This window comes from Helicobacter salomonis, assembly GCF_900197775.1.
Taxonomy (GTDB): Bacteria; Campylobacterota; Campylobacteria; order Campylobacterales; family Helicobacteraceae; genus Helicobacter; species Helicobacter salomonis.
In genome coordinates this window covers 39,172-52,473 of record NZ_FZMA01000014.1, presented here as the reverse complement: position 1 = coordinate 52,473, position 13,302 = coordinate 39,172, and the positions used below count along the sequence as shown (strand labels likewise).

Here is a 13,302-nt window from a genome sequence, read left to right as displayed (position 1 = left end):
GATGCTTTTGTTCCTAGCTCCTATGCTCTAAAGCCCGCAAGTTTAAAGTTATGGGGATAGTTAGCTGCATGTGGCAAATTTGTGTTATAAACATAAAAGGCGCTATGCGTAAGAGTTGGAGCATCGACTCTTGGCGTAGGCCTTTTAGCAGATGGATTTTGAGATGACACAATCTTTAAAGGGGTGTGTCAACAAGAATTGATGTGGGCGTTCGCGTCCATTTTTGGAACAAGGAAAACCCATGAAAAATACATTATTCAGTCCATGGAATATTAAAGGTTTAGAATTAAAAAACCGGGTAGTGATGGCGCCGATGGATCAATACAGCGCAGAAAATGGTTACACAAACACATGGCACACACATCACTACACAGCCCGAGCGATTGGGCAAGTCGGACTGATTATTTTGGAAGTAGCAGCTGTGAGTGCAGAGGCTAGAATCGATACACGAGATTTAGGCATCTACAAAGAGGGGCATGTGGAGGGTTTGGCCAAAATTGTTGCAGAATGCCATAAATACGACTCTAAAGTGGCCTTGCAAATTGGCCATGCCGGACGCAAGGGCATGCCAAATACCCCCCTTTTAGCCCCCTCAAGTCTGCCCTTTAGCACAGAAGGTCCCACACCTGAGGAAATGGATCAAGCAGACATTGCACGCGTGATTTTGGACTTTAAACAGGCTGCCATGAGGGCTAAACAAGCAGGCTTTGACGCGCTTGAGATCCATGCCGCACATGGGTATCTACTTAGCAGTTTTTTATCCCCTTTGAGTAACCAAAGGGACGATATTTATGGCAAACAACGGGCCTTGTTATTGCAAGAAATCTTAGAGGCTATTAAGACAGCTACAGATTTGCCCCTGTTGTTGCGTATTTCGGCTACAGATCACCATCCACAGGGTAATACTCCTGAGAAAATGGTAACTCTGCTTGAGCCGCTTAATCTCTTATATGATGCCTTGGATGTGAGTAGCGGAGGTGTGGTGAAAGGACAGCAAATTAAGCCCTATCCGGGTTACCAAATCCCCCATGCAATGTTTTTGAAAGAAGCGCTTAATAAGCCTACAATAGGGGGAGGCATGATCGATAGCCCACACATGGCGCAAAAAATCATCTCTAATGGGTGTGTGGATGCAATCTTTCTAGGTCGTGCCTTATTGCAAAATCCCTTTTGGTGTCTGAATGCAGCCCATACATTAGGGCAAGAAATTAAAATCCCTGAACCCTATGCCCGCATGTTTTACTAACTATCTAATTGAGCTTGTAGATGATTTGAGGTTTTTTTAGGTGCACTTTGAACCGCAAGGGACTATAGATTTATGCGATCAACTTTCCATATTATCTGAGAGCCTCCAAAATTGGGAACACCAATCTTTGACACGCTCCCCATAACTAGAAGCTAGGGGATCGCTCCCCATGGGATCGTGGTATCTCAAAACCTACCTTCCAAGAAGTCTTATGGTTTTTACTCTAGGGGCTGATGCCCCAACTAAGAGGTAAAAAGTGGGATTTCTGCCAAGAATGATTAGGGAATATTTTAGTGCGCTTGAGCGCGTTTAAAATTCTCAACCAAATGCTCGTAAGGTTTAAAATTCTGGGGGATCAGGTCTTGGGAGAGTTTTTGCATGCTTTTGGCGTAGACCTTGGATAGGACTCGATTCACATTTTCCTCAAACTTCTCACCCCGTATAACTGTGGTTTGACTTATGGGCATAAAGCCACCCGAACTGGTGCGCTGTCGACTCACACGCACATGGGCTTTAACCTTGAAATCGGGCAACTCTATACTGGCCATGTGAAAAGCACTACCGCTTTTAGGTTCAATGAGCTTAAGGCGCAAGAAGCCTGCTGATAGATCTGTGACATCCTCTTCGATACCCTGGTTATTGCCAGAGAGCTTCATGTCTGTATCTTCCAAAATATTCACAAACGCACCCACATTGACCACTGCAAAAACATCCGCCTTCTGTGTTGCATTCAGGTCACTTAAAGATGCCCTGATAACCGAGAAACCCCGTTTTTCTAACATCTCAGTGAGCTGCTTTTGTAGAGATGTCTTGAATTTATCTCGCAAAACACTGGGCACATTTTCACTGAAGTTGAGCGCAAGAGGTGCTAGGGCTAAAGTATAGTGGTTTTTTGGCTGCGCATCCTCGTGCAAATCATAGGTATAAACACCCTCAACATGGCGTGTCTCCTTGTTGGCTGCCTGTGCGACTGCAGAGATTCCTAAAAGCGAACACAACACAATCTTTTTGTACATATGAATCCTTTTTTTAAAAAATCTTTCTATGCTAGCTTAAAATGGTTAATACCATGATTAGCGCTTTTTTAAGAAGCGCATCGCTAACTTAAGCATGCGCATCACCAAGTTAAATTTTTTGCGGCTGTCCCAAAAAGATGCGCCCCTTCTACGCCTGGCCATCAGCAAGAATAAGTGGTTTCAAATTCAAAGGGGTGGGGTTTGCTCTCCCAAGGGAAGACTTCAGATTTGAATTTGAAACTCTGGTAAGCTTGGATAAATTCCTCACTAAAAACCGAACCCTTTTTCAAGTAGTCCTTATGGGCTAACATTTCCTCTAGGGCACTGCGCAAGGTATGAGGTAGCTGTTTAATGCCCTGATCTCTGATCTCATCCAAGGTGAGTTTGAAAAGGTTCATGTCCATCGGGGCACCTGGATCGCTTTTAGTATACACCCCATCTAAGCCAGCCATCAAGATCGCCGCAAAGGCCAAGTAGGGGTTAGAAGAATTATCCGGAAAGCGCAATTCAAAACGGGTTGCCTTGCCACTCACCCCATAGGGAATGCGCACGCTTGCGCTGCGATTTTGTGCTGAATAGGTCAGAATTGAGGGGGCTTCATACCCGGGGATCAAGCGTTTGTAAGAATTGCTAGAGGCGTTAGTGAAGGCAGCTAGACTCCTAGCGTGTTTCAACACCCCACCTAAAAAATACAATGCCATTTGGCTGAGATTCTTGTAAACATCTCCACAAAAGAGGTTTTCACCCCCTTTCCAAACGCTCACATGGGTGTGCATTCCACTCCCATTATCCCCATAAAGGGGCTTGGGCATGAAAGTGGCGGTTTTGCCATTGAGATGGGCAACCATTTTCACCACATACTTGAGCTTTTGGACATTGTCAGCGGCCTCTACCAGAGTACCAAAACGCACCCCGATCTCCCCTTGTGCCTGGGCTAACTCGTGATGCACCACATAGGTTTCTAGTCCTACCTGATTTAACACCTTGACAATCTCGGCGCGCAAGTCCATCATGGTGTCTGTGGGAGGGGTTGGCAAATACCCACCCTTACGCCCAGTGCGATGCCCAAAATTCACCCCGCCCTCAAAGCTGCGATCGCGATTCCACTCTCCCTCTTCACTATCAATCTCGTAGTATTGGCAATTCACATCCCCTTTCATCTTGATAGAATCAAAGATGAAAAACTCATTCTCAGCCCCAAAGTAAACCATGTCCCCTAGTCCACTCTCTTGCAGGTGTTTTAAGGCGCGCTTGGCAATTACCCTAGGGCATTTTTCGTATTCTTGTTGCTTGTAAATGTCCCACACATCGCAAAACACAACTACGGTGATGTCCGCACTGAAGGGGTCAATGAAGTAACGCACCAAATCAGGCTGTAAAATCATGTCCGATTTGTCAATGCTCTGCCATGCCTTAAAGCAACTCGCATCAAAGGGGATACCATGTTGCAATAAATCCCGATCCACACTGGAAAAAGAATACCCGATGTGATTCCAAGTGCCTTTTACATCAGTAAACCTAAAATCCACAAATTCCACTTCTTTCTCTTTGCAAAAATCCAGGAATTTTTGCACATCTGCATCGCTGTTATGAAGTTCCATTGACCACCTTGTATTTTTTTGCGCATTGTAACATAAAAGACTAAAATCAAGCGTGCGCGGGGGGACTTTCTGCCAAGGGTGGGTTAATCACGCCACGCCATGCACGATAACAAATGCGCACGCTTGCCACTAACACCATCAGCGCGACCACCATGAAAAAAATACACAGGACTGCGTCAATGCTGTGGTTAGCGATGGATTGCTTGAGCAGATCAATTTGCTTGGGGTCATTAGTGTGAGCGAGTTTTTCTAAGAGAATCTGGGCAGTGGCAACGTGGGATACATGGTTTAACACGCTATCACTCCCCCTAGGCAGCACCTTTAATATCCCACTATAAAAGGTGATCCCTAAAATTAAGACCGCAGGGATTGCTGTTACCAGCGCGTATTTAAAGCGTTGCATTTTAAAGAGAATGGTTGTGCCCAGCAAAAGTGCCATGCCAGCTAGCATTTGGTTGCTCACTCCAAAAAGGGGCCAGAGCGTGTAAATGCCTCCCTTTGGGTCAATGGTGGCTTGGTGCACAAAATGCCCCCAAAGAGCTACACATAGCAGAGTGGCAAAAATCCCCGCGCCATAGGATTGTGTATTGCCCAGAGGCTTGTAGAGATTACCCAAAATGTCTTGGATCATGAAGCGAGCCGTGCGTGTGCCCGCATCCACAGCTGTGAGAATAAACAAGGCTTCAAAGAGAATAGCAAAGTGATACCAAAAAGCCATCACACTGGGATCACCCAGGAGTTGGTAAACCACCATGCTCAGTCCAATAGCAAAAGTGGGCGCGCCCCCCGTGCGACTCAAAATAGTTTGTTCACCGATGTTTTTGGTGATATTCTCTATCTCTTCCTTACTAATGGAGAAACCCCAAGAGCTGATCACCTTGGCCGCTTCTGTGATGTCGCTCCCAATTGTGCTTTGGGGCGCGTTGATGGCAAAATATAGCCCAGGGTGCAAGATGGCAGCCATGAGTAAGGCCATGATGGCCACCGCGGATTCCATCACCATAGAACCATAGCCTACAAGACGCGCATGACTCTCCTTGGCAATCATCTTAGGGGTGGTGCCTGAAGCGATCAGGGCGTGAAAACCACTAATCGTCCCACAAGCAATGGTGATAAAGAGAAAAGGAAAAAGCGCGCCAGCAAACACCGGTCCGCTTCCATCGACAAAATGCGTTAATTTGGGGATTTGCAAGGGCGGAGCGACAAAGATAATCGCCAAAGCCAACACCAAAATCACGCCAATTTTTAAAAAGGTGCTCAAATAATCCCTAGGAGCTAGCAAGAACCACACGGGCAAAATGGAAGCGATGAACCCATAAGCGATAATGAGCCATGCTAGCGTGCCCTCTGAGAGAGTGAAGTAAGAAGCTAACAGAGGATCATTGGCCACGATTTTGCCATAATAAATCGCCAAGAGTAAGAGCGCAAAACCTAGTAAAGAGCTCTCTAGCACTTTCGCTCTGAAAAAGCGCATGTAAAGTCCCATGAAAATGGCGATGGGAATGGTGCAGGCGATCGTAAAAAGCCCCCATGGGGAGTGGGCTAGGGCCTTGACCACCACCATCGCTAAAATTGCAATGATGATGATCATGATCCCTAAAATCCCCAACATCGCAAACCAGCCTACCAACGCTCCCATCTCTTCCTTGACCATCTCACCTAGAGATTTTCCATTGCGGCGCATTGAGACAAATAACACCACAAAATCGTGCACACAGCCCCCCAGCACGCTCCCAATTAAAATCCAGAGAACCGAGGGCAAATACCCCATTTGGGCGGCTAAAATAGGCCCCACTAAGGGCCCTGCCCCCGCAATGGCTGCAAAATGATGTCCAAAGGTGATAGCTTTATTGGTAGGAACATAATCGCGTCCATCATTGCGGATGCAGGCAGGAGTTAGGCGCGTATCATCTAAACATAACACTCTATAAGCGACAAAATGGCTGTAAAAACGATAACCTAAAGAATAGATACAAATAGCAGCACACACCAGCCAAAGCGTGTTAATGCTCTCGCCCTTGTGTAAGGCCAACACCCCCAAGCATACTGCACCCACGATGGCTACAAGACCCCAACCCAAATTACCCAACGCTTTCTTCATGCAACTCCCTTATTTGTTACCATGCGCACTATAAGACGCTGTGTTAGCGTCAACCTCTAATGCCCGCCATGGGGATTACCAACTCTAAAAAAGAGGAAAAGCCAGAGTGACTAGCAACCAAATTTTGAGATAGCACAACCCTCTTGGGAAGTATGCCAAAAGTTTACGCCTCTTTGGACTTATATGAGGTAGAGGAGGTATGTATGAGTTTCTAATCATCAAAGACTCGCTCATTGAGTTTTGAGGTAATGTAGGAGCTATCTTGTCACAAAAACTTCTACCATAAGGCCTTAGCGATACTGGTATAGCCAAAGCTACGGATGTAAATAATATTATGCTTATTAACACAGAAAGTGTTGGGAGATAGAGGCACAGCACCGTGGCATTCCACGAAAGTGAAGTTGTAAATATCCTGGTCATCTGCTCGAATATGCACCTGCTCGCCAGAGGCATTGTTCACGCGCGCTATGTAGATTTTATGTGGGAAAATCGTAGGGGAACGAATATCCGCAGAGGTACTCACTGCAGCGTAGAGCGAGGAAAACAAGCCTCCCAAAACGCCTAGATATTGGTTGGAAATGGCCTCTAACCCTACTTTTAAGACTGTGGAAGTGATTGCACGGGTAATGATGTAGGGCAGTTGTTTTTTAAATTCATTCCCAATTAATCCGTCTAAGAGAACTAGCTCTTCAAAATTGCGCTGTTGGTGCGCTGTGCTCAAACTGAAATTGCTGTGAAAGTCCGTGCCATCTACCAGCTGGGGTAGAGCTAAACTTGCCGTGTAAATCCCTTCAGGAATGGGAATAGGGAGGGTAATCTTAAACTCCTGCTTGGTGGCTTGTTTGCCATCTTCAATGAAAATCCATGTGAATTTTTGTTCAGAAGGGTGCTGAAAAAATAGCAAATCTTCACCGATGCTGATAGCATGGCTGATGCCATACGCCTCCTTGAGATAGTCTACCCCTTTAGCGCGCTCACTATTTAGGGCAAAAAACAATCCCGAGAGATAAGAAACGGCTGGGTTAATTAAATCACTATAAGCGGCAAAGCGGTCCAAATTAGAATAGTTTTCACTCAGCACTTCTTGGACTTTCGATTCGGAATCCTGTGCACTCAGTCTGGCAGACCCCTTTTCGCGCATCTTCTCGATGGCTTTTTGGATTTGTTTGTAGTAAAATTCCTTGGCGCGCCGCTGCCTATCATTGGCGCGGTTAAACTCCACGCGTGCATTTGCTGGATCGCCTATGAGCATGTAGTCCATGGCTTTATAATAATTCATGAGCACACTCTCATAGATACTGCCTATATAAGTCTTGACATTGTCATTGACCAGCACCGCACCTACATTGCTCATAGATTTGTTGAATAAATTAATGTGGTGATTATACAGGGTTTCTGCCGCATCGAGCGCACTGATGGAATCCTTATACTGTCCCAACATCAATGCGCTCATGCCCCTTTGTAAATCCCAAAGCGAACCATCTTTATGATCTTTAGTGCTCATTTGTGTGGAAAAGAGATAAGCATTTTGCATGCCAAGAGGAGAATAATATGCACGATCAAAACGAGCGAATTCTGAACGATGCCCTGTGCAGCCCGCAAAGAATAATACAATCAAGATTGCATAACAATAACGCCACATTTTCACATGCTCTCCTTAGATCTTATTCTATCAGATTTATCAGAGCATAAGCAATATTGTGCTAGAATCGGGCTTGCCTTTTTTCAGACCTATGCAATAGAGTGTTAAGTCAACGCTTCAGGGTGGAAACACAGCAGAGCAGCTTGGCATTTTGTGTGCCTTAGCCATCTGGGGAAAGGCGATCTTCATTGAGAATGACACATGCGTTTAATTTTCATGGGAACTTCCCCCTTTGCCCGAATTGTCCTGGATTATCTCTTAGATCACTTTGACATCGTTGCCCTTTTTACACAACCTAGCAAACCTTTTGGGCGCACCCAAAAACTCAAGCACTCTGCCACCAAAGAGTTCTTGCAACGCACCCATCCGCATATTCCCATTTTCGAACCAATCAAGTTAGATACTTCTATGATTGAGACAATAGCTGCCCTTAAACCTGATGCAATCGTCGTGGTCGCTTATGGCAAAATTCTCCCCCAAACTCTGCTGGACATTGCGCCTTGTTTGAACTTGCATGGCTCGATTTTGCCCCAATTCAGAGGAGCATCACCCATCCAGGAAATGATTTTAAAAGATGTACCAGAATTTGGAGTGAGCGTGATTGCCATGAACGCACAGATGGACGCAGGAGATATTTTGGGTACTGCACGCATGCCCAAAGAACGCTATCTAAGTGCGCCAGAGTTGAGCGCGCTTTTGGCTCCCCTGGGGGCTCAATTACTCAGCGATATTTTGAAACAACCCTTTAACCCCATCGCTCAAGATCATGCTCAAGCAAGTTATTGTGCCAAAATTCTCAAGCAGGACGGATTAGTTGCATTTCACAATGCTAAAGAAGTGTTTTTAAAAGCCCTAGCCTATGACCCTTGGCCTGGGGTGTTTTTGGCAAGTGGACTCAAACTCTTTGGCGTAGAATTGCTGGATGAGCAGAGCGTGCATGAACTAGGAAGCCTTTTAGGTTTCGATCAAGAAAGTGTGCTGGTGGGTTGTGCTCGGGGAATCCTTAAAATTGCACACCTGCAAGCCCCCGGCAAGCAGAGAATCTGTGCTAAAAGCTATGTGAGTGGTAAACGCCTCAAACTGGGAAGTGTATTAACATAATGCGGATTTTGTCATTTGAGCATCTGCCTTCCACACAGGTTTACCTAGCCGAACAGATCAGGCAGAACACGATTGCGTTACCCATATGTGTGGTTGCCAAAGTGCAGAGTGCAGGAGTGGGGAGTCGCGGTTGCGCGTGGGAGCAGGTAGAGGAGGGCTTGACTTTTTCCTTTGCAATGAAAATACGAACTCTGCCTCACGATGTGCCCAAACAGAGTTGGAGCGTGTATTTTGGTTTTCTTTTCAAAGAAAGTTTGGACAATGCACGGGTATGGCTCAAGTGGCCCAATGATCTCTATCTTGGAGGTGATAAAATCGGGGGAGTGATGAGTCAAATGATGCGCGATACTCTGATCTGTGGGATTGGCCTTAATCTTAGGGCAGAACGCTATGGTGCACTGGGGATCGTGGATAAAGACGCGTTATTACAGAGATTTTTGGCACGCGTTCAAGAGCGCATTGGGTGGTCAGAAGTGTTAGAGGCTTATCGCCTAGAATTTAAGGCACACCATCATGGCTTCTTCCACCATGGGGGACTCAAAGTTCCTTTGCGTGATGCTGTGATTTTGGAAGATGGAGGTTTACAGATTGGAGAGCAGGTCTATTACGGGGCTAGGTGATTTAAGCAAAGCTTTGTTAGAATCGCCCCTTTAGGCAAGGATCAAGCGTGGATATTTCGATTAACCTATATTTGATGTTGGTAGTGTTTGTGACTTTTGTGTTGCTCATGTGGTTCTCTCATGTGTGGATTTACAAGCCCATGTTGACTAACATGGACACACGAGAGGGCTCTATGGGACAGGATGGGGCTTTCATCGAAAAAACTACCCAGGAGATCGCGCACTTAAAGCAAGAGGCTGATCGTTTACTCAGAGAGGCGCGACTCCAAGCCAATACGATTCTCCAAGATAGCTTACAAAAAGCCAGGGAGGATTATGAAAATGTGCTCGCCCAAAAGGAGAGCGATCTGCAGAAAGAACTAGAGATTTTTATGCAAGGTCTAAAGGAAAGTAAAAGTGAATTGCAATTACAATTAAACCAGAATTTGCCCGCCTTGGAGATGTCTTTGCGACAGAAAATATCTCAAATGTAGGAACAAAACTTGGTACAGCGTGCGTTACTCGGATTCTTATTGTGTGGGGGGGCGTTTTTGTGGGGTGCTGGAGGGCATGATATCTCTCAGACAGATATTGTCTTGAGGGTTGTGAACTTTGTCCTATTTGTGGCTTTGGTTTGGTATTTCATTAGTGGGAGCTTGAAACGCATGCTGGAGCAGAGGCGTGCTAAAATTGCGAGCAAGTTGAGTGCCCTGCAAGAACAACGCCAAACCATCAAGGAGGAAAAGGAGCGCGCGCTTAAGACCTTGGAGCGAGCCAAGCAAGAGGCTAATCAGATCATTTCTGGCGCCAAACAAGAAGCCTTCTTGTTGGAGCAGAGATACGAACAGCAAGCTAAGAATGTTATTGAAAAACTGATCAAAGACAATCAGAATACGAGAGATAAAGAGATGTTAAAAATCCAACAAGAGGTCGTTGCGGAACTCTTGGATACTCTCTTCAAAACTGAGCAAGCTGGTTTCGACGCTTCCACTTATGTACACTTACTCCAAGATAAGGTGGCGGGATGAGTCTTGTGGCAAAGAAGTATGCTCGGGCACTTAGGGAGAGTTTTGGCGATGATTTACAAAGGGCCATGGAGGCCTTGGAGCGTGTCTGTGTGCTCTATACATCTCCAGACTTTATAGAATTCTTGCAATCTCCCTATTACTCGCGTGTTGTTAAACAAAAATTCTTGAGCGATGCTTTAAAAGATGAGGATACGCGCTTACAGCACCTGCTAGAAGTCATGGGTGATCATAGGCGTTTGCTGTGCTTGCCAGAAATTTACCATGAGTTATGTGCATGGGTACAAAAGCAGAAAAATGCCTACAAAGGTTACCTTTACTGCAATCAAGAAATAGGGGATTTGCGCGCGCTCGAGACACAGGTTGCCAAGCGTCTGGGGATTACTTTGAGTTTGGAGAGCGTGTGGACAGAACATGAGGGCATTCGCCTTGAAATCCCCGATTTAGGTGTGGAAGTGGCTTTTTACAAAGAGCATTTCTTCCGTCAGCTCAAGTACTTCATCATGGAAGCGGTTTAAATTTCACAAGGAGAGTAGGTGTTAAAACTAAAAGCCGAAGAGATCAGCGCAATTATCAAAGAGAGAATTGAGAGCTTTGCCCCTGACATCAATATTACCCAAGTAGGTAAGGTGATTGCTTATGCCGATGGGGTTGCTAAAGTGTATGGACTTAAAGATGTGATGTCTTATGAGGTCGTAGAGTTTGACACGGGCGATCGTGGACTAGCTTCTAACCTAGAAGAGGGTAGTATCGGGGTGATTGTCCTGGGAAGTGGGAAAGATATTAAAGAAGGTACAAGTGTTAAACGCACCAAGCAGTTGATGAAAGTGCCTGTAGGCGATGCGGTAGTAGGACGCGTGATCAATACCTTGGGCGAACCCATTGATGGCAAAGGACCTATTGGCGCAGAGGAATTTAGATTTGTAGAGCAAAAAGCCCCCGGAATCATGGATCGTAAATCCGTGCATGAGCCATTGCAAACAGGTATTAAAGCCATTGATGCGCTTGTGCCCATCGGGCGCGGGCAGCGTGAGCTCATCATTGGGGACAAACAAACAGGTAAAACCACTGTTGCCATCGATACCATTATCAATCAAAAAGATCAGAATGTGATCTGTATTTATGTTGCCATTGGGCAAAAGGAATCCACGGTAGCTCAGGTGGTGCGCAAATTAGAGGAATACGGCGCGATGGAGTATAGCGTGGTGGTGAATGCCCCTGCTTCGGCTTCTCCTGCTATGCAGTATCTAGCCCCCTATGCTGGAGTCACCATTGGGGAGTATTTCAGGGATCATGGCAGACATGCCTTGATTATTTACGATGATCTGAGCAAACACGCTGTGGCGTATCGTGAGATTTCTCTGATCTTGCGCCGCCCTCCTGGGCGCGAAGCCTTCCCTGGAGATGTGTTCTACATTCACTCTAGGTTGTTAGAGCGTGCGGCTAAAATGAGCGATGAAAAGGGTGCGGGCTCTCTGACTGCTTTGCCGATTATTGAAACCCAAGCAGGCGATGTATCTGCCTATATCCCCACTAATGTAATTTCAATCACAGACGGACAGATTTTCTTGGAAACCGATCTATTCTATTCGGGTATCCGCCCGGCGATCAATGTGGGTCTGTCCGTTTCTAGGGTAGGCGGGGCAGCCCAAATCAAAGGCACTAAACAGGTGGCGGGCACTTTGCGCTTGGATTTAGCGCAATACCGCGAATTACAAGCTTTCGCCCAGTTCGCCTCCGATCTTGATGAGGCTAGCCGCAAGCAGCTCGATCGCGGACAGCGTATGGTGGAAGTGCTCAAACAACCCCCCTATTCTCCCCTGCCCATTGAAAAGCAAATTGTGATGATTTATGCGGGTGTAAAAGGGTTTTTAGACGATGTGCCAACTAATAAAGTGGTTGCTTTCGAGGAAAGGCTTTATCCCTTTTTGGAATCCAAATACCCCAATGTCTTAGAGGATATCCGCACTAAAAAGGCCTTAGATAAGGACTTAGAAGCGGCACTCAAAGTGGCGATTGAAGAATTTAAACTAGGCTTCTAAGATGGGTGGAAGTCTCAAGGATATTCGAAAAAAAATCGTCAGTGTCAAGAACACTCAAAAGACTACCCGCGCTATGAAGCTGGTATCTACCTCCAAGCTCAAAAAGACAGAGGAAGTTGCCAAGCGTTCTAGGGTATTTGCCCAGAAACTCACGGAAGTTGTGGGAGATATTTGCGCCAAGATCAAGGCGCGCAATGTTAAGGGCATTGAGAGCAAGTATTTTGCCCAGCTCGAACACCCCGCCATTCAAAAACTGGATATTGTTTTTGTGACAGCAGACAAAGGGTTATGTGGGGGGTTCAACATGACGACTATTAAGGAAGTCTTGCGCTTCATTAATCGCTACCAAGCGCAGGGTATTAAGGTGCGTTTAAGAGGGATTGGCAAGAAAGGCGTGGCGTATTTTACATACAATGGGATTGATTTGCTGGACAAAGCAATCGATCTAAGTTCAGCCCCTGATTATGAGAGGGCAAGCGTTTTTATTGATAGAGCGGTGCAGGATTATCTCAATGGCTTGACAGATAGCGTGGTGATCATTCACAATGGCTTTAAGAATATGATTTCACAGGAATTGCGCGTGCAACAGATTCTGCCCTTAGATTTTGCGGAAGTGAGCCCAGATACCCAAGAGGGCATTGTAGTAGAGCCAGATGATGAAGAGGGGGTTATTTTAGATGCTTTAGCTAAGAAATTTATCGACTTTAGCATGTACTATGCCTTGTTGGATTCGTTGGCTGCAGAGCATAGCGCGCGCATGCAGGCTATGGACACCGCGACAAATAATGCCGCCGATTTGGTCAGGAGTTTGACAATTTCTTACAACAAGGCCCGTCAGGAAGCGATCACCACGGAGCTTGTAGAGATCAATGCTGGCGTAGAGGCGATTAAATAAAGGAGTAACATGGAGAAGATGGTAGAAAACACGG

12 protein-coding genes and 1 other RNA gene are annotated in these 13,302 nt (G+C 46.0%); 9 read left to right on the top strand and 4 right to left on the bottom strand.

What is annotated here, in order from left to right:
* The first annotated feature begins 241 nt into the window (after positions 1–241).
* On the top strand, positions 242–1,246 hold the full coding sequence (locus C6H04_RS02980; RefSeq protein ID WP_104732284.1) for an oxidoreductase: 1,005 nt from the start codon (positions 242–244) through the stop codon (positions 1,244–1,246).
* Positions 1,247–1,536: 290 nt separating this feature from the next.
* On the opposite strand, the gene C6H04_RS02975 is transcribed toward C6H04_RS02980, so the two are convergent.
* The 4 genes from C6H04_RS02975 to C6H04_RS02960 form a co-directional block, all read right to left on the bottom strand.
* Complete coding sequence (locus C6H04_RS02975) at positions 1,537–2,262, bottom strand: HpaA family protein (protein WP_104696069.1); 726 nt, start codon at positions 2,260–2,262, stop codon at positions 1,537–1,539.
* A 161-nt stretch (positions 2,263–2,423) separates the two neighbouring features.
* Positions 2,424–3,863 carry a type I glutamate--ammonia ligase gene (gene glnA, locus C6H04_RS02970; RefSeq protein WP_104732283.1) on the bottom strand — a complete coding sequence of 480 codons (1,440 nt, stop codon included), beginning with the start codon at positions 3,861–3,863 and terminating at the stop codon, positions 2,424–2,426.
* A gap of 46 nt (positions 3,864–3,909) precedes the next feature.
* The gene (locus C6H04_RS02965) at positions 3,910–5,964 is read right to left on the bottom strand and encodes a carbon starvation CstA family protein (RefSeq protein ID WP_104732282.1); all 2,055 of its coding nucleotides are present in this window, start codon (positions 5,962–5,964) and stop codon (positions 3,910–3,912) included.
* A gap of 277 nt (positions 5,965–6,241) precedes the next feature.
* Positions 6,242–7,606 (bottom strand): COG3014 family protein, encoded by a 1,365-nt coding sequence (locus C6H04_RS02960; protein WP_104732286.1) that lies wholly within the window; start codon positions 7,604–7,606, stop codon positions 6,242–6,244.
* Positions 7,607–7,686: 80 nt separating this feature from the next.
* Here C6H04_RS02960 and ffs point away from each other — a divergent pair.
* From ffs to atpG, 8 genes are all read left to right on the top strand, one after another.
* Positions 7,687–7,784, top strand: an RNA gene (gene ffs, locus C6H04_RS08350) — signal recognition particle sRNA small type.
* A gap of 23 nt (positions 7,785–7,807) precedes the next feature.
* On the top strand, positions 7,808–8,707 hold the full coding sequence (gene fmt, locus C6H04_RS02955; RefSeq protein WP_104732281.1) for a methionyl-tRNA formyltransferase: 900 nt from the start codon (positions 7,808–7,810) through the stop codon (positions 8,705–8,707).
* Positions 8,707–9,327: a biotin--[acetyl-CoA-carboxylase] ligase gene (locus C6H04_RS02950; RefSeq protein WP_104696073.1), complete on the top strand. Its 621-nt coding sequence runs from the start codon at positions 8,707–8,709 to the stop codon at positions 9,325–9,327. The genes fmt and C6H04_RS02950 overlap by 1 nt, the downstream gene beginning before the upstream one ends.
* Before the next feature lie 47 nt (positions 9,328–9,374).
* A complete protein-coding gene (locus tag C6H04_RS02945; protein WP_104696074.1) occupies positions 9,375–9,800 on the top strand; it encodes a F0F1 ATP synthase subunit B family protein in 426 nt (141 codons plus the stop codon).
* 9 nt (positions 9,801–9,809) lie between these two features.
* Positions 9,810–10,334 carry a F0F1 ATP synthase subunit B family protein gene (locus C6H04_RS02940; protein WP_104732280.1) on the top strand — a complete coding sequence of 175 codons (525 nt, stop codon included), beginning with the start codon at positions 9,810–9,812 and terminating at the stop codon, positions 10,332–10,334.
* A complete protein-coding gene (locus C6H04_RS02935; RefSeq protein WP_104696076.1) occupies positions 10,331–10,849 on the top strand; it encodes a F0F1 ATP synthase subunit delta in 519 nt (172 codons plus the stop codon). Before C6H04_RS02940 ends, C6H04_RS02935 begins: the two co-directional genes overlap by 4 nt.
* 18 nt (positions 10,850–10,867) lie before the next feature.
* Positions 10,868–12,373 (top strand): F0F1 ATP synthase subunit alpha, encoded by a 1,506-nt coding sequence (gene atpA / locus C6H04_RS02930; RefSeq protein ID WP_104696077.1) that lies wholly within the window; start codon positions 10,868–10,870, stop codon positions 12,371–12,373.
* Position 12,374: 1 nt separating this feature from the next.
* On the top strand, positions 12,375–13,268 hold the full coding sequence (atpG, locus tag C6H04_RS02925; protein WP_104732279.1) for an ATP synthase F1 subunit gamma: 894 nt from the start codon (positions 12,375–12,377) through the stop codon (positions 13,266–13,268).
* Positions 13,269–13,302: the final 34 nt, after the last annotated feature.

Coding starts and splice junctions, on each gene's coding strand:
- C6H04_RS02935 (WP_104696076.1), top strand. CDS start 10,331: ATGAGTCTTGTGGCAAAGAAGTATGCTCGGGCACTTAGGGAGAGTTTT.
- atpG (WP_104732279.1), top strand. CDS start 12,375: ATGGGTGGAAGTCTCAAGGATATTCGAAAAAAAATCGTCAGTGTCAAG.
- C6H04_RS02960 (WP_104732286.1), bottom strand. CDS start 7,606: ATGTGGCGTTATTGTTATGCAATCTTGATTGTATTATTCTTTGCGGGC.
- glnA (WP_104732283.1), bottom strand. CDS start 3,863: ATGGAACTTCATAACAGCGATGCAGATGTGCAAAAATTCCTGGATTTT.
- C6H04_RS02980 (WP_104732284.1), top strand. CDS start 242: ATGAAAAATACATTATTCAGTCCATGGAATATTAAAGGTTTAGAATTA.
- C6H04_RS02975 (WP_104696069.1), bottom strand. CDS start 2,262: ATGTACAAAAAGATTGTGTTGTGTTCGCTTTTAGGAATCTCTGCAGTC.
- C6H04_RS02950 (WP_104696073.1), top strand. CDS start 8,707: ATGCGGATTTTGTCATTTGAGCATCTGCCTTCCACACAGGTTTACCTA.
- fmt (WP_104732281.1), top strand. CDS start 7,808: ATGCGTTTAATTTTCATGGGAACTTCCCCCTTTGCCCGAATTGTCCTG.
- C6H04_RS02965 (WP_104732282.1), bottom strand. CDS start 5,964: ATGAAGAAAGCGTTGGGTAATTTGGGTTGGGGTCTTGTAGCCATCGTG.